Source organism: Acinetobacter pittii (assembly GCF_034067285.1).
GTDB classification, from domain to species: Bacteria; Pseudomonadota; Gammaproteobacteria; order Pseudomonadales; family Moraxellaceae; genus Acinetobacter; species Acinetobacter pittii_E.
Window position 1 is genome coordinate 794,242 of sequence record NZ_CP139286.1, and the last position, 20,836, is coordinate 815,077.

The following is a 20,836-nucleotide window of genomic DNA, read 5'->3' on the forward strand; positions in this document are numbered from 1 at the left end:
GGGACTGATTTCGAGTGACAGCATTTTTAAACTTCCAAAGACAACTGAACCTTTGGTTAGAACATATCGCTCCCCATGTTTCAGATCTTCAGAAAGAAACAATTTTATTTATATCATTTGGTCCCAAAGACCAAAGATGTAACGTATGGCATAGTAAAAAGACAAGCTTTTCACAAGCAAAAAAAGAATTATTAGATTTCATTAATGATCAGTTTGCACAGGAAACACTTACTGATTATATAAAAATTGATGTTGCATATAATTTAGCAAGACAAGCTTGGAAAGTAGTAGAGCAGCAGGTCCATCATCAATTTCATAACAACCACTATCGTCGAGGTATTGGATTTGATGAACAATGTTCGGTTGCATTTCTTGAGCAAGAGATTTATGGAAAAGCCATCATTCGAGGTTTGAGCTATGACAAACCCAATTTTTTTGATGAAACAAACCTAAATTACGCAGTTAAGCAAAAATATAATACGACTAAACCACAGATTAAACTACAAGAATTACAAGACATTTGGACTTTTGATACCTATGCAGCATTTTATGAAAATGAGCAATTCATTAATTTAGCGAGCCGCTATGATGCGAATGGTATTAGAGCGATTTCAAGCAATAAGAAACAGCATTTTCAGTCATTAATTGAAAAAAATTCGGCATTTTTGCATGATCAGATTCAAGAAAATGGCAAATTTATCTATGGCTATTTTTCTGCTTATGATCGGGACATCCGTAACTATAATACGGTACGCCACTGTACCTCGGTATATGCGTTGCTAGAAACATTTGAAGTGCAGAATAAGCCAGAGTATTGGCCCAAGGTACATGCTGCTATCCAATATGCGCTGACCAACTTTTATAAAGAAAAAGACCCTGAAACCAGTTTTATGATTGATGGTAAAGAAGGGGAGTTTGAAGTTAAATTAGGTGCCAATGCAGCTGCTATTTTAATGTTAACTAAATATCAAGAAATTACCCAAAAAAATGATTATCAAAAATATGCAGAAAAACTAGCAAATGGTATTTTAAAATTAGTCGATTCAAATGGCTCAACCACTCATGTATTAAATTATCCAGATTATGATTTAAAAGAAAAATTCAGAATTATTTATTATGATGGTGAAGCTGCTTTAGCTTTATTAAGGTTATATCAAATTAACCAGAATTCTAGTTTATTAGAAACTGTTAAATTAATGTTTGAATATTTTATTAAAAATAGATATGAAAAATATCATGACCACTGGTTAAGTTATTGTACAAATGAACTCACTAAAATATGCCCTGAAGATAAATATTTTATTTTTGGTTTAAATAATTATTTAAAACATTTTATTTTTATTCGAAATCGAAAAACGACCTACGCAACTTTATTAGAAATGCTAATGGCTGCTTATAAAATGGTAAACCGTTTAAAAGAGCAGGGCCGAACGGTACTTTTAGAGCAGGCTTATATGTCTGAGCTTCAAAAGCTAATTGAGTTTAGAGCTGATTTCCAAACCACAGGCTTTTTTTATCCGGAAATGGCGATGTATATGGCGCGGCCAGATAAAATTTTACACGCATTTTATATCCGCCATGACCGTTTTCGAGTAAGGATTGATGACCAGGAACACAACTTATCGGGCTACATCGCCTATGTAAAAGATTACAAAGGGGATGAGTCATGAAGTATCAACCCGTTGAAATCAAATTATTAGCACATATCGAGACTACAAGTTTTGATGAAGCTGTATGGCAATTCGAAGTTGATGATGATATTTCAACGCTCTTACTCATCGACTATGCACTAGAACAATTTCAACAAAAAAAAGTACAGGCTCAAGACGTCTATGTCGTGCCACAAAAAATGAGTGAGCAAATTGGACAGCAAAATTTAGGTTTAAAAACAACGGAAAGTTATACATTTACCGAGCTATTGCAGTTCTTAATTTTTACTCAAGCAGCAGATGTAAAAGATGCTTTAAGTAAGATGCTCTGCGGTACAAATGAGCAAGCATCTTTAATTTTCTCAAAAAGAGCCGCTACCTATCACTTAACATTAGAAAATGAAGGTAACCAAAATCAGCTAAAGCATTTGTTTTTATTGCTCAGAAAAATTTTTAGTTACCCAATTGAAATAAAAAAACTTTTTTTTATTAAGGAACTTATTTTTAAAGGAAAGTCCTATCTTCCTCAGACCTCATTAATGGCACAGAACGTAGTAGAGGTCTTATATCTTACAAACTCATTTAGAAAAATTTATCTTACTTTCTTTGAAGAAAACCAAACGATTGGTTTCTTTTTATTCTTAGATGATATTCATCGTGCTGAGCACTTGATTCCTTACTATCATTGTTTTCAAGCACAGAATGTAAAACCTAAAGTTTGCTCTACTCCGAGTGGCATTATTAACATTTTTGGGGATACCTACTTTGGGGAAATCTACACCGAAAAACGTAAGGCGAGAGGACAAACGGATGCTCTGCAGCAATATGGGTATGACTATTCATTCGATAAAATAAAAGGCTTTTTAGGCGAAAATGACCTAAATATTGCTAACTTTGAAGCGGTCTTTGCTTTAGAAACTCAATCTCCTTTAGCACATAAAAAGCCATTCATTCTTAAAGCTGATGTTGAACAAACATTAGGTGCGTTCAAAAATATTCACCTTAACCATGTTGTACTGGCAAATAATCATCTAAAAGATTATGGGGATCGTGGATTAATTTATACATTACAACAATTTGATCAAGCTAATCTTTCTTATATTGGGGCTGGCCTAAATCAAAAAGATGCTCATAGCTACTTTGAAATCACTTTTAATAACAAGCATTACGCTATTTTTAACGGCTATTGGCACAGAGACACGGCCTATTTAGATTATGATTTTTATGCTTTAGGTCATACAAATGGAGTTTCGTGTTTAAATGGAGTTTTGCTTGAACAAATAGGCCGTTATAAGCAGACTAACCCTGAGCATAAAATTATTGTTATTTGTCATTGGGGTGTCGATTTTAAGCCCATTACAAAAGAGCAGAGCAGACTTGCTAAGATTTTAACCCAAGCGGGTGCAGATCTTATAGTTGGCCATGGTGCTCATACTATTCAACCTCTTCAGATGATCAACCACAAGCCAGTCGTGTTTGGTATTGGCAATGCTGTCTTTAATAGTAATGGTGAATATGACGCACACAATGCTTTACCTTATGGCTGTATAGCAAGGTTAGATTTGTCAAAAGATCAGCTGCGTTTATATCCAATCTACACTAATAATCTGAAAACATTTTGGCAACCGTATCCAGTCAATGCTGAAGATTTCTTAAAGGCCAGTAGTTACATGACAACTTTACTAGCCCAAGAAAATTATTACACGGCACAAGATGATTTAGGTTTTTACGTTGAAATGAGTTTTTAATAAAGTTTATGGATAGCGTTGATAGTTTTCTAAAATTGTTTGAAGTTGTACGGGCGTAAAACCTAAATTTCTAAGTCCACCACTACCAAGTTTACATTCTGCGCTCGTCATGATGTTGGTTGGCGTACGTTTAGTTGCGTTCGGTGCACATACATGTTTTAGTCCAAACACATGGCCCATCTCATGTACGCTACCCGCCTGAATATTATAATTGAGACGGTTCCAGTCTAATAAAACAAAAGGTTTACCATTATTGCGAAACGCTCTACTCGTTACATCCTCAAATTTCCACTTCGTTGAGTAGGCATCATAAATGAAAACAATAACCTCTTTGCTCGCAGTCCGCTTAGGAAAACAGGTATTTACACTTGCAGGAATGGTCTCGGTCGTAATTGGGTAAGGCTGATTAATTTGTTGTTTTAAATCACAGCGTAATTTTGAGAACTCTTCATAAGGGATATAACGATGTAATTTAAACTTGAAAATTTTATTATTTTTATCATCAACATAATATCTATTTAGTATTTTAATTTCCTTACGCATCTGTTGATAATTATCAAACTTCGTCGCTTCTGGTGTATTGGTTGTAAAAACAAAAGTGACTGGAACAATAGGGCGACCATCTATAGATACTTTAGGGGGTTCTCCTGACGTAAAAGGAGGACGTGTAGTACAAGAAACGCATAGTAAAGTTCCAGTAACCACCAGTAATATTTTTTTCATGCAGATCTCCCTCAAGCCCACCTTGGATTGCATTTAGTTTTAGGCAAAAATTTTTATATGATATGAATTATGTCAATTTTTATGGAGTCCATTTTGACAACTCAGTATGAACTACATCGACAGATTTTAGAAGTCATTGCTTTGATTCCTTACGGAAAAGTTGCAACTTATGGGCAAGTTGCTCGTATGGCAGGATTACCTAAACATGCAAGATTGGTGGGCTATGTTTTAAAACATCTTGAAGCTGATCATCAAGTTCCTTGGTATCGTGTGATTAATTCTCAAGGCAAAATTAGCCTAAGTAAATTTAATGAAAAGGGTGAAAATATTCAGCAATTAAAGTTGGAAGCTGAAGGCGTCTATTTGTTAAATGGTAAAGTTAACTTAAAGCAGTTTGCTTGGCAGCCTTAGTGTTCAGATTAGAGCCTAATTACACATAAAAAATAATAAATGGTTTAGTGGAGCAATATGATTTTTAAGTTTGATGGCACAGATGAGTTATGCTGAAAAAGGGAAGCTTTAACTCAACCTTTTAAGAAATAAAATCCTATCTTGCTCAATTTAGCCAGACAGGCAATCTTGCATTAGCGCACAATTAAAACAGGAATATGGCTTTCACCTAAGACTTTTTGTGCCACACTTCCTAATACAAGTTTTCGAACCCCTGTGCGACCATGTGAGCCCATAACAATTAGATCTGCATTTAAATCTTGGGCAGCCTGAATAATTTCCTCATGTACGACGAAACCTTCCAGTAATTTAGTTTCAACAGTAAGGCCTTCATTAGAAAATTGTTGTTTTGCTTGTTCTAAAATATCAAGTAAATAAGTTCGTGTGCGTTCAATCAGCTCATTGGTTTTACCAGTTTTTACATAGGCATCAGCAATAAATGGATCAAGTGCCATCACCTGTACAACTGTAATTTTGCTATTTAGCGCTTTTCCCAGTTTGATTGCCTCTTTCATGGCAACCATAGACGTTTCAGAACCATCAATTGGTACAAGAATATGTGGATATAACATGAGTATTTTCCTTATTGTAATGATGCTTATTTATTAATACTTTAAACTTATTTTTTGACGATTTAAATTCAAGCGCGTAATCATTTGTGGCTTTATAACAACAAATTTTTGTAGATATATTTTTTATAAAATACGCAAATTTTCTACATGTGCAGATAAAGCATCTATATCATCAGATTGTAAATATTCGCGTATTTTTAAAATTTGCTTCTCATCTAAGTCATAAAGTTTTAAAGCAAGTAATTTGTCTATTCGTTCTTGAGGAAAGCGATATTTAATAATTTTCGCGGGCACCCCACCGACAATTGCATAAGGAGGAACATCTTTAGTTACCACAGCTCCCGTTGCGATCACCGCACCTTCACCCAGTTTGACACCTTGCATGATCATCGCACGGCTACCAATCCAGCATCCGTCAGCAATTACAGTATCACCAGCTGCCAAAAAACTTCGAGTATCAAAAGGAAAAGTTGAAATCCAGTCTGGTCTGTGAAGTTGGTTACCGCCCATCATGATCACACACTCAGCGCCGAAACAAACAAAATTACCAATATAAAGCTGGTCAATTGGCTTGTCTGGCATAGAGGGCTTGTCATGTAAATAACGCACGACACAACGTTCAAAACCCTGATCCCAATAGGCCGAATAGTAAGAATAATTTCCTTTAATATGGATATTTGGATTTCTTACAGTTTTGGAAATAAACTCAAATTCGCACCAGTGACGAACAGGGGAGCCAATTAACTTTTCAGCCATAAGGGAAATATAAAAAAGAGAATACGCCATTATACCGAATTGCGATTCAAGCTGAACCCATAATCTCAGCCCAGCCAGTGAATCAAATATTAAAGGAGGGGTTAATTTGAACTAATTATTATGAGGAATACGTGCAATGACTTTAATTTCAAAATCAAAGCCCGCTAGCCAGGTTACACCAACAGCGGTCCAGTTGGGATAAGGCTTTTGTGTAAAGATCTGATTTTTAACTTTCATAATACTTTCAAACTGCCGTTCAGGATCGGTATGAAAGGTGGTGACATCAATAATATCATCGAAAGTGCAACCCGCTGCTTTCAATGTCTCTGCTAAGTTTTTAAAAGCTTGTGTTACCTGTTTTTCAAAATCAGGTACAGGCGAGCCATCTTCAAGACTACCAACCTGTCCTGAAACAAAGAGTAAGTCTTTCGATTGAATTGCGGCTGAATAACCATGCTGTTCATATAATGCATGACGGTCTTGAGGAAATATTGCAGTTCTCATCAGGTTTGTTCTCCTTCATTATTTAAATACCAAATCAGTAAATGTGGCTTAAGTTTAACATACGCCTCGTATGTAAACATAATTGACATACGAGGCGTATGTCAATTAAAATTTTTATGATGATTCCTTGGTGAAATACATGTCTGTTCGTGAACAAAAGATGGCGGAAACCCGCAAGAAACTAATTGAAGTAGCTCGTCGTGCATTTGCTGAATATGGCTATGCCGATACTTCAATGGATAAACTCACGGCAGAAGCAGGTTTGACCCGTGGGGCGTTGTACCATCATTTTGGCGATAAGCGTGGTTTATTTGCTGCAGTGGTCGATCAAATTGATTCACAAATGGCAGAATATGCCCAGCAGCATCGAGAGCAACCTGATGATCTTTGGGGAGGATTATTACTTGAAGGGCAGACCTATATTCAAAATGCTTTGAATCCTGAGTTTCAGCGTATTGTGTTACGTGATGGACCTGCAGTGCTGGGCGATCCAGCGCATTGGCCAAGTCAAAATAGATGTCTGCAGTCTACCCGTGAGTGTGTTGAACAGCTATTGACAGCAGAACGAATTAAAATTGTAGATCCTGAAGCGGCAGCAGTGCTTTTAAATGGTGCTGCCATGAACGCTGCATTATGGGTGGCCTCTAGTGAATATCCTGAACAGGTACTTCCTGAAGCATTAAATGCTTTTCAAATCTTCGCATCAGGTTTTTTAAAAGATGCCTAGTGAATTTTTTAATATTAGTCGGAAATATAAAAAACCCCTCAATTGAGGGGTCTTATAACTTAAGTATATCTATTTAAAAATTAAATATATTCTACACTTACGATTTCATATTCCACTTCGCCTTGAGGAGTAACGATTTTTACTTCATCACCTTCACTCTTGCTCAAAAGGCCACGTGCAATTGGTGAGTTCACTGAGATTTTATTGATTTTAAAATCTGCTTCATCATCACCAACAATTTTATAAGTCTTGCGTTCTTCAGTATCAAGGTTCTCAATCGTTACCGTAACACCGAATACAACACGACCGTTTTGTTCTAAGTCTTTAACATCGATGACTTGTGAAGCACCCAATTTACCTTCGATATCTTGGATGCGTCCTTCACAGAAACCTTGCTGTTCACGAGCAGCATGGTATTCTGCATTTTCTTTTAAGTCCCCATGTTCACGTGCCTCGGCAATTGCTTGAGTAATACGTGGACGTTCAACAGATTTCAGATGTTGTAATTCTTTCTCTAAGGCGATTTTACCTTCAGGGGTCATTGGATAACGTTGCATTTCGGTCCCTCTTAAGTTGAGAAAACACAGTTAAAAAAATGAAAAAATCCCGCCACCGATAAGGTGACGGGACTTATCGGTAAAAAAATTAACCTACAGTTAAATCTTGCAAGCGGTATACATCCATTGGCAATTTCACAGCAAAGGCTTGGCAAACAGCTTCTGCACCATTGATTGTCGTTGTGTAATACACTTTGCCTTGTAGGGCAGCACGACGGATCATTGCAGAGTCATATTGAGCCTGTTTACCTTCAGTGGTATTGACAATAAGGTGTATTTCACCATTTTTCAAGCGGTCAACAATATGTGGACGACCTTCAGTAACTTTATTTACAGATTCACATTCTAAACCTGCTTCTTTAAGCACTTGATAAGTACCACCTGTTGCAACAAGCTTGAAGCCATACGCAACTAATTTCTTAGCGATATCAGCGATGTATTTCTTGTCAGATTCACGTACTGATAAGAAAGCATGTTTTACTTCGCCTTCAGTTGGTAAGCCTGGTAAGCGTTCATTTGAGCCTAAAACAGCTTTATAGAATGCTTCACCAAATGTTTTACCTACACCCATCACTTCACCTGTAGATTTCATCTCAGGTCCAAGCATTGGATCAACGCCTTGGAATTTTGCGAATGGGAAAACTGCTTCTTTCACAGCAAAGTGAGTTGGAATGATTTCTTTAGTAAATCCTTGAGATTCAAGAGATTGACCTGCCATACAACGCGCAGCTACTTTAGCTAAAGAATCACCAATACACTTCGATACGAATGGAACTGTACGTGAAGCACGTGGGTTAACTTCTAGAACGTAAATATCGTCACCTTTTACAGCGAACTGAACGTTCATCAAGCCAACAACACCAAGTTCTTTTGCCATTGCAATCGTTTGACGACGCATTTCATCCTGAATTTCTTTTGATAAAGAATAAGGAGGAATTGAACATGCAGAATCACCTGAGTGAATACCCGCTTGTTCGATATGCTGCATGATGCCGCCGATCACAACGTCTTTACCGTCAGATACACAGTCAACATCAACTTCAGTTGCATCATCTAAGAAACGGTCAAGAAGAACAGGGGCTTCATTAGATGCCTGAACTGCTTCACGAAGGTAACGTTTAAGTTCTTCTTCGTTATATACGATTTCCATTGCACGACCACCTAATACATAAGATGGGCGAACAACAAGCGGATAACCTACTTTTGCAGCTTCAGAGATACCTTCTTCAGCAGATTTTACAATGCTGTTATTTGGTTGACGAAGCTGTAAACGTTGGATCATTTGCTGGAAGCGTTCACGGTCTTCAGCACGGTCAATCGCATCTGGTGATGTACCGATAATTGGGGTACCTGCTTCTTCTAAAGCACGTGCCAATTTAAGTGGAGTTTGACCACCATACTGTACGATTACGCCTTTAGGCTTCTCGGTACGTACGATCTCAAGTACATCTTCAAGTGTTACAGGCTCGAAGTATAGACGGTCAGATGTGTCATAGTCGGTAGAAACAGTTTCAGGGTTACAGTTCACCATGATTGTTTCATAACCGTCTTCACGCATCGCTAATGCAGCGTGTACACAGCAGTAGTCAAATTCGATACCTTGACCAATACGGTTTGGACCACCACCAATCACCATGATTTTGTCACGGTTTGATGGATTTGCTTCACATTCTTCATCGTAAGTTGAATACATGTATGCAGTACCAGACTCAAACTCTGCTGCACATGTATCAACACGTTTGTAAACTGGATAAACACCCAAGTTCCAACGTTGTTTACGGAATTGCTTTTGTGAAATGCCCATGAGGTGAGCAATACGAAGGTCAGATAAACCTTTACGCTTGAACGAACGGATGTTGTCAGCGTTTAAGTCACCAAAACCTAAAGTTTTCACTTGAGCTTCAGTTTTAACGATGTCTTGAATCTGGATGAGGAACCAACGATCAATTTTAGTTGCTTCAAAAACTTCATCTAAAGAGAAACCATGGCGGAATGCATCCGCTACGTACCAGATACGCTCAGGACCCGGAACTTTAAGCTCTTTTAAAATGGTTTCTTTGGCATTTGTTGCACCGGCTTCGATTTTTTCATCAAAACCGCTTACACCAACTTCAAGACCACGTAATGCTTTTTGTACAGATTCTTGGAAGTTACGGCCAATTGCCATGACTTCACCAACAGATTTCATCTGAGTGGTAAGAACTGGTTCTGCTTGTGGGAATTTCTCGAAGTTAAAACGAGGAATCTTCGTTACAACATAGTCAATCGACGGTTCGAAGCTTGCAGGAGTCACGCCACCAGTGATGTCATTTTTCAATTCATCAAGGGTATAACCAACAGCAAGTTTTGCTGCGATTTTAGCAATTGGGAAACCTGTTGCTTTAGAAGCAAGCGCAGATGAACGAGATACACGAGGGTTCATCTCGATCACAACCATACGTCCGTCTTTCGGGTTAATACCGAACTGAACGTTAGAGCCACCTGTCTCAACACCAATTTCACGAAGAACTGCAACTGAAGCATTACGCATCAATTGATATTCTTTGTCAGTTAATGTTTGAGCTGGTGCTACAGTAATAGAGTCACCAGTGTGTACGCCCATTGGGTCGAAGTTTTCGATCGCACATACGATAATACAGTTGTCGTTTTTGTCACGAACAACTTCCATTTCATATTCTTTCCAGCCAATTAATGATTCATCAATCAATAACTGGTGAGTAGGAGAGAGGTCGAAACCACGTTCACAGATCTCAAGGAATTCTTCACGGTTATATGCAATACCGCCGCCCGAACCACCCATTGTGAATGATGGACGGATAATTACTGGGAAACCAAAGCGTGATTGGATTTCTAAAGCTTCTTCCATTGTTTCAGCAATGGCAGCTTTTGGACATTCCAAGCCAATTTTACGCATAGCGATATCGAAGAGTTTACGATCTTCGGCTTTCTCAATTGCGTCTTTAGTTGCACCAATTAATTCAACATTATATTTTTCAAGAACGCCGTGCTCATCAAGTGCAAGAGCACAGTTCAATGCAGTTTGGCCACCCATAGTTGGCAATACTGCATCTGGACGTTCTTTTTCAATGATTTGAGCAACTGTTTGCCAAGTAATCGGCTCAATATACGTTGCATCAGCCATTGATGGGTCTGTCATAATGGTTGCTGGGTTAGAGTTAACCAAAATAACACGGTAACCTTCTTCACGAAGAGCTTTACACGCTTGAGCACCTGAGTAGTCAAACTCACATGCCTGACCAATCACAATCGGGCCAGCACCAATAATTAAGATGCTTTTAATATCCGTACGTTTAGGCATTATTCGCTCCGTAATTACTGTTTAGATGCTTCAATAAGTTCGATGAAGTGATCGAACAATGGGGCACAATCATGTGGACCTGGGCTTGCTTCAGGGTGACCTTGGAAGCTGAAAGCTGGTTTGTCTGTACGGTGAATACCTTGTAAGGTGCCATCGAACAATGATTTATGCGTTGCTTTTAAGTTAGCCGGTAAAGTTTCTGCATCTACAGCGAAACCATGGTTCTGTGAAGTAATCATCACTGTACCATCTTCAAGATTTTGTACAGGGTGGTTAGCACCGTGGTGACCATGGTTCATTTTTACAGTTTTTGCACCAGAAGCGAGTGCCAAGATTTGGTGGCCTAAGCAAATACCAAATACAGGTAATGTTGTGGTTTCAACAATAGTTTTTACAGCTTCGATTGCGTAATCACAAGCAGCTGGATCGCCTGGGCCGTTTGAAAGGAATACGCCATCTGGATTAAGTGCCAAAACTTTCTCAGCCGGAGTTTCAGCAGGTACAACAGTGAGTTTACAACCGCGGTCTGCAAGCATACGCAAGATGTTGGTTTTGACACCGTAATCGTATGCAACCACGTGATATTTTAATTCGGGTTGAGTAAAGCCTTTACCTAATACCCACGAACCTTCAGACCACTCAAAGCCTGTTGGATCACAGCATTCTTTTGCAAGATCTAAACCATTTAAACCACCAAAAGCACGAGCTTTGGCAATTGCTTCTTCTTCAGTAATATTTTCGCCAGCAAGGATGCAACCATTTTGTGCACCTTTGTCACGTAAAATACGCGTTAATTTACGTGTATCAATATCAGCAATCGCAACAACATTGTGCGCTTGTAAATATTCACTTAAAGACTGTTCAGCACGGAAGTTGCTGTGTAGTAGTGGAAGGTCACGAATAATTAAACCATTCGCCCATACTTTATGGATACGACCAGATTCAACGTCTTCCGCGTTGCAACCAGTGTTACCAATATGAGGGTAAGTTAATGTCACAATTTGTTGTGCATAACTTGGGTCAGTCAAAATTTCTTGATAGCCTGTCATGGCTGTGTTAAAAACGACTTCTCCAGTCGTACTTCCCGTTGCGCCGATTGACGTTCCTTTAAAGATCGTTCCATCTGCGAGGGCTAAAATGGCGGGGGTGCTCAAACCAAAGCTCCTGAATTTCGGCTGTAAAAAAGCGAGTAGACCCAAAAAAGATAGGCGATGTTGTGATAAAACATGGCCCTCCCTATCGGTCTGCTCGCTTGTAACTTAACAGCGCATTATACGCATGGAACCTTAAAAAGTCTATTTATTTTCTGCTAAAAAATATAATTCATTGCTTGCTTTTTACAAAAAAATTATCCACTCATCCGAATCAAGTACTTTTGATAAATTGTCTAACAATTTGCAAGGTCGATTTTTAGAACTGGATTTATTGTATTGTTAGTTAAAAAATAACCAATACGAGGAAATAGCATGAGTAATAATCAAGTTTCAAAAGATGTGAGTGAAAAAGCTCAAGCTGTTGTTGATTCAGCAAAAGCCGATGTGAGTGAGGTGAAAGAAACCGTAGCTGCTACTACGACTAAAGCTAAAAGAGCAGTCACTGCTAAAACTGCACAAGTAAAAGAAAGTGTTGCTGAGAAAACCGAGCAGATTAAAGAAGTTGCTATAGAAGCGAAAACTCAGGTAAAAGAGGCTGTCGCTGAAACTCAAGAACAGGTCAAAGAAGTCATAAGTGAGGCTCAAGAAAAAATTGAAGCTGAAACTCATGAGTTAAACAAAAATATTCAGAATCAATTTATCCAAATTAAACAAGATATTTTGCAACGACTAGATGTGATTAAAGCTCAGTTTAGTACTTCACAAGAAGGATTGTCTGAACTTAAAAATGCTTTGAAAGCAGAAATTAATGCACTTATTGAAGATTTGACTAAAGTCAGTAAAGAGCTTAAAGGTGATATTAGCCAGATTTCTTTAAAGCACAAAGATTCTTTAAGTGAAAGCATTAAACGTACTAAAAATAATGCAGTCGAAGCTTGGAATAAAGCGCGGGATAATTAATAGTTCCAGTTTTTCTAAGCTATAAAAAAGCGAGAATTAATTTCTCGCTTTTTTACTTTTAAAACTGATGTAACCAGTCACGCTTATTATGGAAATCTGCACTTTTTCCACTATGCTGCATTGCATAGTATTGAATACCTTCTTTGGTTTTTAAAACTGCAGTTAAACCTAAATAAAGGTTTGCCCATTTCAAGCGATGCTGTTGCATAAATTGTCCCAAATCAAGACTAACATTTAAGCCATAATGAGTACGCTTGAGATGGTTCAGTTCAATATCGTAAGCAGCAAGGGGAGGCATACTTTCTGGATAGCGATATTCTTCAAACTGATAAGACTGCCATGCTTGAGAAGGGGAAAGGTTAATTTCCCGATAATAATCTTCATCATGCACGCCAACAAAAATTTCGAAACAAGTTTCTTCCCACAAAAAATCCTGACGAGGATGAGCCGCGACTTCTTGGGGCCAGATAATGAGTTGATTTGGATCACGAATCCAAAAACCGACATTTAAGGTGTGCGGTGCCTGCTGTTCAATTGCGCCAACAACAGAAACAGCATGAAAACGATCAAAAGCTGAAAGTTCGTAACTTGCCATAGTTTGTCAAATCAAATTAGTTTGCTAGGTGAGCGTGGCGAACAAGATTAGACAAATGCTGGTTTTGTTTAGCTGCTTTTTTGTAAAGTAAAACAATTTTACCAATCTTTTGAACAGCTTCTGCACCAGTCGCTTCTACAATTGCATCAATTACAGCAGTACGTGCTTCACGATCTTCACCGGCAACCTTAACTTTGATAAGTTCATGGTCATTTAAAGCACGAAGAGTTTCTTCGATTACAGCATCTGTTAAGCCTTGTCCACCAATCATGACAACCGGATTAAGCACATGACCAATTTGACGTAAACGTTTACGTTCATGGATAGATAAAGCGGCCATTAAAAATACCTGATTTTAAAAACGACTTAGTATAGCAAAAAACTTAAATTCAAATGTACGAAAAACTGTATAAATAATCGATTAACATTATTGAAAAAAAACTGTAAAACTTGGTGAGATTACGCTACATCCGTACTGTAATGAGAGTAATTTTCACGTACAATGAACGATCAGAAGTTTTTTTGATATTTAGTGAGTTATGGCAACACGCATTACAAACCAGAAATTGTCGAAAAGTAGTCGTGCGTGGATGAGGGAGCATCTAGACGATCCTTTTGTAAAAAAAGCACAAAAGGAAGGGTATCGTGCGCGAGCAGCATATAAACTTCTTGAAATTCAAGAAAAATATAAGTTGATCAAGCCAGGCATGACGGTGGTAGATTTGGGTGCAGCTCCTGGTAGTTGGTCTCAAATTGCTGGAAAACTTGTGGGTAGCAAGGGATTAGTAATTGCTTCCGATATTTTGCCTATGGATGCTTTGCCTGATGTCACTTTCTTACAAGGCGACTTTAGAGAAGAAGCTGTATTTGAAAAATTGTTAAATATTTTAAATGGGCGACAAGTAGACATTGTAATTTCTGATATGGCCCCCAATACATCAGGTAATAGGGCTGTTGATCAACCTAGACAGATTTACTTATGTGAACTGGCTTTAGATTTTGCTCAAAAGGTTCTTGGTCCTAATGGACAGTTTGTGGTTAAAGTGTTCCAAGGCGCAGGATTTGATGAGTTTCGTAAACAAGTGGTTGATAGTTTTGATGTGTTAAAGACAGCAAAACCGGCAGCTTCTCGGGCGCGCTCTAAAGAAGTTTTTTTGGTTGGACAAGGGCGTAAGAAAGCATTGCAATAAAGTTTACTTGCCAAGCTCCTAAAAATTGTGCATTTTGTACTTTTAGGTTATCCGCAAGCAATACAGTTGCTGTTTTTATGACGATCGGCCAAGATTGGGCATGATCAAATTAGATCGATATGGGAATAAAGCTTTGAGCGATTACTTCAAGAATGCCGTATTGTGGCTAATAATACTTGGTGTTCTGATTTTAATTTTCAGTAATATCAGTGACCGCAATAAGCCTACTGCGATGAAATATTCAGATTTCGTTGCAGCGGTGAATGCTGGCCAAATTAAGCAAGTCACAATTGACGGTTTAAATATTAATGGTGAAAAAACTAACGGATCACAGTTTGAAACTGTTCGTCCGCAAGTTGAAGACACTGAGCTTATGCCGAGCTTAAATAAGCAAAATGTTGTTGTAGAGGGAACGGCTCCTCAACGTCAAGGCATTTTGATGCAACTTCTCATTGCTAGTTTCCCTGTACTGTTAATCATTTTGTTATTCATGTTCTTTATGCGTAACATGGGTGGTGGTGCAGGCGGAAAAAATGGACCGATGAGTTTTGGTAAATCGAAGGCAAAAATGCTTTCTGAAGACCAAATCAAAGTCAATTTTTCTGACGTCGCCGGCTGTGATGAAGCAAAACAAGAAGTTGTTGAAATTGTAGATTTCTTAAAAGACCCAGCTAAATTCAAACGTTTGGGCGCTACGATTCCTCGTGGCGTACTTATGGTTGGACCTCCTGGTACTGGTAAAACGTTATTAGCCAAAGCAATTGCTGGTGAAGCTAAAGTTCCTTTCTTCAGCATTTCAGGTTCTGACTTTGTAGAAATGTTCGTGGGTGTGGGTGCGTCTCGTGTCCGTGATATGTTCGAGCAAGCGAAGCGTCATGCGCCTTGTATTATCTTTATTGATGAGATTGATGCAGTTGGTCGTCACCGTGGTTCAGGTACAGGTGGTGGTCATGATGAGCGTGAGCAAACCTTAAACCAAATGCTCGTAGAGATGGATGGTTTTGAAGGTAACGAAGGTGTAATCGTAATTGCTGCGACAAACCGTGTTGATGTGCTGGATAAAGCATTATTACGTCCAGGTCGTTTTGACCGTCAAGTAATGGTCGGTTTACCTGATATTCGTGGTCGTGAGCAAATTCTGAATGTACATTTGAAAAAATTACCTTCGGTTACGGGCGTGGATGTTAAAGTTCTATCTCGTGGTACTCCAGGTTTCTCTGGTGCACAGTTGGCAAACCTTGTGAACGAAGCTGCATTATTTGCTGCACGTCGTAATAAGAATACTGTCGACATGCATGACTTTGAAGATGCAAAAGACAAAATCTACATGGGCCCAGAACGTAAGTCGATGGTTCTACGTGAAGAAGAGCGTCGTGCAACTGCTTATCATGAGGCAGGTCATGCGATTGTTGCTGAGATTTTGCCAGGTACAGACCCTGTTCATAAAGTAACGATTATGCCGCGTGGTTGGGCTTTGGGTGTAACTTGGCAGTTACCTGAACAAGACCAAATTAGCCATTATAAAGACAAGATGCTAAACGAAATTGCAATTTTGTTTGGTGGACGTATTGCTGAAGAAGTATTTATTCAACAGCAATCTACTGGTGCTTCAAACGACTTTGAGCGAGCTACTAAAATGGCACGTGCGATGGTTACGAAGTACGGTATGTCTGACAAAATGGGTGTCATGGTTTATGAAGATGAAAACCAAAATGGTTTCTTTGGAAATGTAGGAAGCCGTACGATTTCTGAAGCAACTCAACAGTTAGTTGATGAAGAAGTACGTCGTATTCTTGATGAGCAATACAAAGTTGCACGTAATATCTTGGAAGGTAATAAAGATATTGCACATGCAATGGTAAAAGCTTTGATGGAATGGGAAACTATTGATCGTGATCAAATCCGTGACATTATGGAAGGTCGTGAGCCACAACCACCTAAAGTATATGTTGCTGAAAACCCAGTGGCTGCATTTGAACCACCAAAAGATGGTCCATCTACACCGCCACCATTGCCAGCAATGAACTAATTAGTTAATAAAAAAAGCCACAGTCATGTGGCTTTTTTTATGGGATGAATTTAATAAAAGCTGAAAACAAATCAACACTATAGATAGCTGATAATTGCTAAAATACTTATCAGATTTTAAACCGGAGCTTTTTATGCAGTTAATGCCTTTACCTCAGCAAATTTTAGAGTGTGGACAGCTTCAGTTGGATCTATCACAGCCTCACGTTATGGGTATTTTAAATGTCACACCCGATTCTTTTAGTGATGGTGGAAAACATAATCAAGTAGATCAAGCTATTGCTCATGCGCTAGTCATGATAGAACAGGGTGCTACCATTATTGATATTGGTGGAGAATCTACTCGCCCGGGGGCGTCTGAGGTAAGTGTAGAAGAGGAAATTAGAAGAGTTGTACCTGTAGTTGAAGCTTTGGCCAAACATGATGTGATTCTATCAATTGATACAAGTCAGCCAGATGTTATTCGTGCAGCGAAAGAGGCAGGAGCACATATTTGGAATGATGTACGTGCGCTTACTCGACCAAATGCTTTAAAAACGGCAGTAGAGCTAGATATACCTGTGGTAATTATGCACATGCGTGGTGAACCCACTACGATGAATCAGCTAGACCAATATACAGACGTAACCTTGGATGTTATAGCAGAGCTCCAGCAGCGTGTGAATGAGGCTTTAAAGGCAGGCGTAAAAAAACAAAATATTATTATTGATCCCGGGTTTGGTTTTGCAAAAAATGCGCAGCAAAATTTAAGACTTCTCAATGAATTTTGGAAGCTTAATGAAATGGGTTATCCAATTTTATCTGGTCTTTCTCGTAAACGTTTTATTGGTGAAGCCTTGCAAGGTGCAGCCGCAGATCAGCGCGCTGTAGGAAGCGTTACGGGGCATTTGCTGAGTATTCAGCAAGGTGCATCCATTGTTAGGGCACATGACGTGAAAGCAATGACAGATGCAATACGGGTTTGGAAAACGATGATACAAGCTTAATGAAATAGGCTGTATAGAATCAAAGGGTGACCATTAATTGATTGGGCTAGATGGCTGAGTCAGGGAAAATGATCGTTATTCTTTGGAAAATATGTTATAAGCGGCAAGTTTTTGCTGTTGTGTAAACTTTTGTATGTTCGAAGACTTACTTCTCCCAATGTTTGATGATGAATATTATCCAGATATTTTAGTCGCTGAACTCAAGCAGTTGATTGAACAATTTGCTAAAAAAGTTCAGAAACCTGCTTTAGCTGAGCAGGATATCTATCGATATGCTCATCAAACTGTTATTGAAATTAATGAAATGAAACCTCAGTTTGAGGATCTAGATTCTTCCCTGGATGATAGTGCTGCTGACTATATTGCTGAGGCAATGATGATGGTGGCACAGGATGCAGGATATTTAGACCTTGAAATGGAAGAACTGGTGATGAATCGAGAGTGGTGATTACTCTCGATTTTCTTAATTTTTAAAATTAAATTTCTATTCTGCTGTTTATTTACTTCTGCCAATATGCTGATCCAATAGTTTTTTGTTGTGGCTATCATTTTCATCAGACATAAAAAAACCAGCTTACGCTGGATTCTTTGTAACACCACATTCAATATTTGAAAATGGTGCCCGGGGCCGGACTCGAACCGGCACGCTTTGTGGGCGGGGGATTTTAAATCCCCTGTGTCTACCTATTTCACCACCCGGGCATGTGCGCAATAATAGAGGACAAGTGCACGATTGGCAAGAGAAAATCAGAGAGTTTGCTTTATTTTCAATCAGTTCTTATCAGTATTTATATAAATTAACCATTTTTTGTCATGATTTGTTCATTAAACTGAGATCAGTTGTTCATCTTATTTACCTAAATTTAAGACACTCATTGCTTAAAACTTAGGTAATTTTATGTCAGAGAAAATTTCACGCCGAGAATTAATTCAAAAAAGTCTATTCGGTTTTGGGGCACTATCTTTGTCTGTTGCTTTTACAGGGTGTAATGATGGTTCCGATGATGAAAGTTCAGAAGCGCAAGCAGATTTCCTTCATGGGGTAGCAAGTGGGGATCCATTACAAGACAGAGTCATTTTGTGGACACGTGTGACACCGACAGATTTTGGGGTGCGCCTGAAAGTAACTTGGGAAATTGCCACCGATAATCAATTTACTCAGAATTTAAAGACTGGTACGGTTCAAACGACTAAAACTGACGATTTTACCGTGAAGGTGGATGCAACAGGTCTACAGGCGGGTACGACTTATTATTATCGCTTTCGATTTGGTAGCATAGTCTCGCCAGTAGGGCAAACAAAAACATTACCTGTAACTATCAATAAGGTCAGCTTCGCAGTATGTTCTTGTTCTAATTATCCTGCGGGTTATTTTTACGTTTATCGTGAAATGGCAAAACAGAATGTGGATGTTGTCATCCATTTGGGCGATTATATTTATGAATATGGGGCTGATGGCTATGCGACAGAAGATGCTGCAAAGCTGGGCCGTACTCTGCCATCAGATAATAATAAAGAAATTATTAAATTAGATGATTATCGCAAACGTTATGCGCTGTATCGTCAAGATAAAGACTTACAGGCAGCGCATCAGCGTCATCCTTTCATTGTGATTTGGGATGATCATGAGCTAGCGAATGATACTTGGCGCGAAGGTGCAGAAAATCATCAAAGTAATGAAGGTCTTTTCTTAGAGCGTAAATTAGCTGCTCTACAAGCTTATTTTGAATGGATGCCAATTCGCCCAGTTTCTAGTACCGATCATTTGAATATTTATCGTCAATTTAATTTTGGCTCATTGGTTGAGTTGACGATGCTGGATACACGTATTATTGCGCGAGATAAACAGCTTGAATATAAAGATTACATGACAGCATCTGGTTTAGATGCTCAAAAATTTCAGACTGATTTAACAGATCCAAAGCGTACTTTAATGGGACACACACAAAGAGATTGGTTGGTTGATAAATTAAATAAATCGACCGCAACATGGAATGTGATTGGTCAGCAAGTTTTAATGAGTAAAATGTGGATTCCTGCTGAATTGTTGGCTTCTCTAGGGCAAATTACTTCAGGGGGAGCTTCGCCTGATACGTTAGCTAAAATGAATGCGCAAATTACAGAATTAGTCGCTTTAAAATTGCGATTAGAGCAGGGTGATCCAAATTTAACTATTCAAGAAAAAGCGCGAGTCACAACTTTAGTGCCATATAATCTCGATGCTTGGGATGGTTACTATGCTGAGCGAGAGTTTGTGTATGATAAGTTGGTAGAGTTTAATAAGAAAATTATTGTTTTGGCTGGCGATACCCATAATGCATGGACATCTTACTTGTATAGCCAAAAAGGGGAATATGTTGGTGTTGAACTGGCAACAAGCTCGGTTTCTTCATCAGGTCTTGAAAAATATTTCAGTATTCCGCTAGCTCAGTTGCAACAGTTTGAATTTGCTTTTACTACGCTTATCGATGAGTTGGCCTATTGTAATTTAAATCAGCGGGGCTATCTTGCGGTTACGCTTGATGATAAACAGGTGCAATCGGATTGGATTTTTGTAGATTCAATTAAAAATGCAGAATATAAAGTAGATTCAAGCCGACACTATCAATTAGTGTTGGATGCGAATTTAACACCTGAAAAAGACCAGAAAAAAACTGCTTAGATATATGGGGGAAGGGATAGTAATAAATATCCCTTTTTTTAGGCATAAAAAAACCAGCTTACGCTGGATTCTTTATTGCACCAATTTCTGTACTAGAAAGTGGTGCCCGGGGCCGGACTCGAACCGGCACGCTTTGTGGGCGGGGGATTTTAAATCCCCTGTGTCTACCTATTTCACCACCCGGGCTTTACCAAATTTGGAGGCGGAGGTCGGAATCGAACCGGCGTCCACGGAGTTGCAGTCCGCTGCATGACCACTCTGCCACCCCGCCTACATTTGGTGATGCACATATTAGCAACCTTTAGAAAAAAAACAA

At 38.7% G+C, this 20,836-nt stretch carries 19 protein-coding genes, 3 tRNA genes and 1 pseudogene; 11 read left to right on the forward strand and 12 right to left on the reverse strand.

Features of this window, described 5'->3' with window-relative positions; translation table 11 throughout:
• Positions 1–14 precede the first annotated feature (14 nt).
• Together SOI81_RS03750 and SOI81_RS03755 are read left to right on the forward strand one after the other, a co-directional pair.
• On the forward strand, positions 15–1,670 hold the full coding sequence (locus SOI81_RS03750; protein WP_239976045.1) for a poly alpha-glucosyltransferase: 1,656 nt from the start codon (positions 15–17) through the stop codon (positions 1,668–1,670).
• Positions 1,667–3,397 (forward strand): CapA family protein, encoded by a 1,731-nt coding sequence (locus SOI81_RS03755; protein ID WP_320541248.1) that lies wholly within the window; start codon positions 1,667–1,669, stop codon positions 3,395–3,397. Before SOI81_RS03750 ends, SOI81_RS03755 begins: the two co-directional genes overlap by 4 nt.
• 6 nt (positions 3,398–3,403) lie before the next feature.
• Here the strand turns inward: SOI81_RS03755 and SOI81_RS03760 are convergent, their stop codons facing one another.
• Positions 3,404–4,120, reverse strand: a complete 717-nt coding sequence (locus SOI81_RS03760; protein ID WP_224991562.1) for a metalloprotease — start codon at positions 4,118–4,120, stop codon at positions 3,404–3,406.
• Positions 4,121–4,201: 81 nt separating this feature from the next.
• Here SOI81_RS03760 and SOI81_RS03765 point away from each other — a divergent pair, with 81 nt between their 5' ends.
• Entirely contained in the window at positions 4,202–4,531 is a 330-nt protein-coding gene (locus SOI81_RS03765; RefSeq protein WP_079748510.1) for an MGMT family protein, read from the forward strand.
• 173 nt (positions 4,532–4,704) lie between these two features.
• On the opposite strand, the gene SOI81_RS03770 is transcribed toward SOI81_RS03765, so the two are convergent.
• The 3 genes from SOI81_RS03770 to yjgH all read right to left on the reverse strand — a co-directional run bounded on the left by SOI81_RS03770 (position 4,705) and on the right by yjgH (position 6,402).
• Positions 4,705–5,142: a universal stress protein gene (locus SOI81_RS03770; protein ID WP_239976043.1), complete on the reverse strand. Its 438-nt coding sequence runs from the start codon at positions 5,140–5,142 to the stop codon at positions 4,705–4,707.
• A 123-nt stretch (positions 5,143–5,265) separates the two neighbouring features.
• Entirely contained in the window at positions 5,266–5,898 is a 633-nt protein-coding gene (locus SOI81_RS03775) for a CatB-related O-acetyltransferase (protein ID WP_239976047.1), read from the reverse strand.
• Between the two features lie 111 nt (positions 5,899–6,009).
• Positions 6,010–6,402, reverse strand: a complete 393-nt coding sequence (gene yjgH / locus SOI81_RS03780) for a RidA family protein (RefSeq protein ID WP_239976042.1) — start codon at positions 6,400–6,402, stop codon at positions 6,010–6,012.
• Between the two features lie 139 nt (positions 6,403–6,541).
• On the opposite strand from yjgH, the gene acnR reads away from it, so the two are divergent.
• Positions 6,542–7,129, forward strand: coding sequence for a TetR/AcrR family transcriptional regulator (acnR, locus tag SOI81_RS03785; RefSeq protein WP_239976041.1), 588 nt, complete (start codon positions 6,542–6,544; stop codon positions 7,127–7,129).
• An 80-nt stretch (positions 7,130–7,209) separates the two neighbouring features.
• Here acnR and greA read toward each other — a convergent pair whose 3' ends face one another.
• The 3 genes from greA to carA form a co-directional block, all read right to left on the reverse strand.
• Positions 7,210–7,686: a transcription elongation factor GreA gene (gene greA / locus SOI81_RS03790; protein ID WP_016140177.1), complete on the reverse strand. Its 477-nt coding sequence runs from the start codon at positions 7,684–7,686 to the stop codon at positions 7,210–7,212.
• 88 nt (positions 7,687–7,774) lie between these two features.
• Positions 7,775–11,005, reverse strand: coding sequence for a carbamoyl-phosphate synthase large subunit (carB, locus tag SOI81_RS03795; protein ID WP_239976040.1), 3,231 nt, complete (start codon positions 11,003–11,005; stop codon positions 7,775–7,777).
• Positions 11,006–11,019: 14 nt separating this feature from the next.
• The gene (gene carA, locus SOI81_RS03800) at positions 11,020–12,159 is read right to left on the reverse strand and encodes a glutamine-hydrolyzing carbamoyl-phosphate synthase small subunit (RefSeq protein WP_016140179.1); all 1,140 of its coding nucleotides are present in this window, start codon (positions 12,157–12,159) and stop codon (positions 11,020–11,022) included.
• A gap of 136 nt (positions 12,160–12,295) precedes the next feature.
• Here carA and SOI81_RS03805 point away from each other — a divergent pair.
• A pseudogene (locus tag SOI81_RS03805) lies at positions 12,296–12,442 on the forward strand (hypothetical protein); the annotation flags it as partial.
• Between the two features lie 29 nt (positions 12,443–12,471).
• Positions 12,472–13,059 carry a hypothetical protein gene (locus SOI81_RS03810; protein WP_239976038.1) on the forward strand — a complete coding sequence of 196 codons (588 nt, stop codon included), beginning with the start codon at positions 12,472–12,474 and terminating at the stop codon, positions 13,057–13,059.
• Between the two features lie 58 nt (positions 13,060–13,117).
• On the opposite strand, the gene SOI81_RS03815 is transcribed toward SOI81_RS03810, so the two are convergent.
• Both SOI81_RS03815 and yhbY read right to left on the reverse strand, forming a co-directional pair.
• Positions 13,118–13,654, reverse strand: a complete 537-nt coding sequence (locus SOI81_RS03815; protein ID WP_057105416.1) for a DOMON-like domain-containing protein — start codon at positions 13,652–13,654, stop codon at positions 13,118–13,120.
• A gap of 16 nt (positions 13,655–13,670) precedes the next feature.
• Positions 13,671–13,994: a ribosome assembly RNA-binding protein YhbY gene (gene yhbY / locus SOI81_RS03820; protein WP_002115576.1), complete on the reverse strand. Its 324-nt coding sequence runs from the start codon at positions 13,992–13,994 to the stop codon at positions 13,671–13,673.
• 199 nt (positions 13,995–14,193) lie between these two features.
• On the opposite strand from yhbY, the gene rlmE reads away from it, so the two are divergent.
• The 4 genes from rlmE (at position 14,194) to SOI81_RS03840 (ending at position 18,306) form a co-directional block, all read left to right on the forward strand.
• Positions 14,194–14,844, forward strand: a complete 651-nt coding sequence (rlmE, locus tag SOI81_RS03825; protein ID WP_000235573.1) for a 23S rRNA (uridine(2552)-2'-O)-methyltransferase RlmE — start codon at positions 14,194–14,196, stop codon at positions 14,842–14,844.
• A gap of 133 nt (positions 14,845–14,977) precedes the next feature.
• Entirely contained in the window at positions 14,978–16,873 is a 1,896-nt protein-coding gene (ftsH, locus tag SOI81_RS03830) for an ATP-dependent zinc metalloprotease FtsH (protein ID WP_005803954.1), read from the forward strand.
• Between the two features lie 133 nt (positions 16,874–17,006).
• Entirely contained in the window at positions 17,007–17,858 is an 852-nt protein-coding gene (gene folP, locus SOI81_RS03835; RefSeq protein WP_239976037.1) for a dihydropteroate synthase, read from the forward strand.
• Between the two features lie 133 nt (positions 17,859–17,991).
• Positions 17,992–18,306, forward strand: coding sequence for a DUF5713 family protein (locus SOI81_RS03840; protein WP_016140183.1), 315 nt, complete (start codon positions 17,992–17,994; stop codon positions 18,304–18,306).
• A 168-nt stretch (positions 18,307–18,474) separates the two neighbouring features.
• Here SOI81_RS03840 and SOI81_RS03845 read toward each other — a convergent pair.
• Positions 18,475–18,560 (reverse strand) — tRNA-Leu (locus tag SOI81_RS03845).
• Positions 18,561–18,756: 196 nt separating this feature from the next.
• On the opposite strand from SOI81_RS03845, the gene phoD reads away from it, so the two are divergent.
• A complete protein-coding gene (gene phoD, locus SOI81_RS03850) occupies positions 18,757–20,520 on the forward strand; it encodes an alkaline phosphatase D family protein (protein ID WP_320541249.1) in 1,764 nt (587 codons plus the stop codon).
• A gap of 100 nt (positions 20,521–20,620) precedes the next feature.
• On the opposite strand, the gene SOI81_RS03855 is transcribed toward phoD, so the two are convergent.
• Both SOI81_RS03855 and SOI81_RS03860 read right to left on the reverse strand, forming a co-directional pair.
• A tRNA-Leu gene (locus SOI81_RS03855) sits at positions 20,621–20,706 on the reverse strand.
• Positions 20,707–20,717: 11 nt separating this feature from the next.
• Positions 20,718–20,791, reverse strand: a tRNA-Cys gene (locus tag SOI81_RS03860).
• Positions 20,792–20,836: the final 45 nt, after the last annotated feature.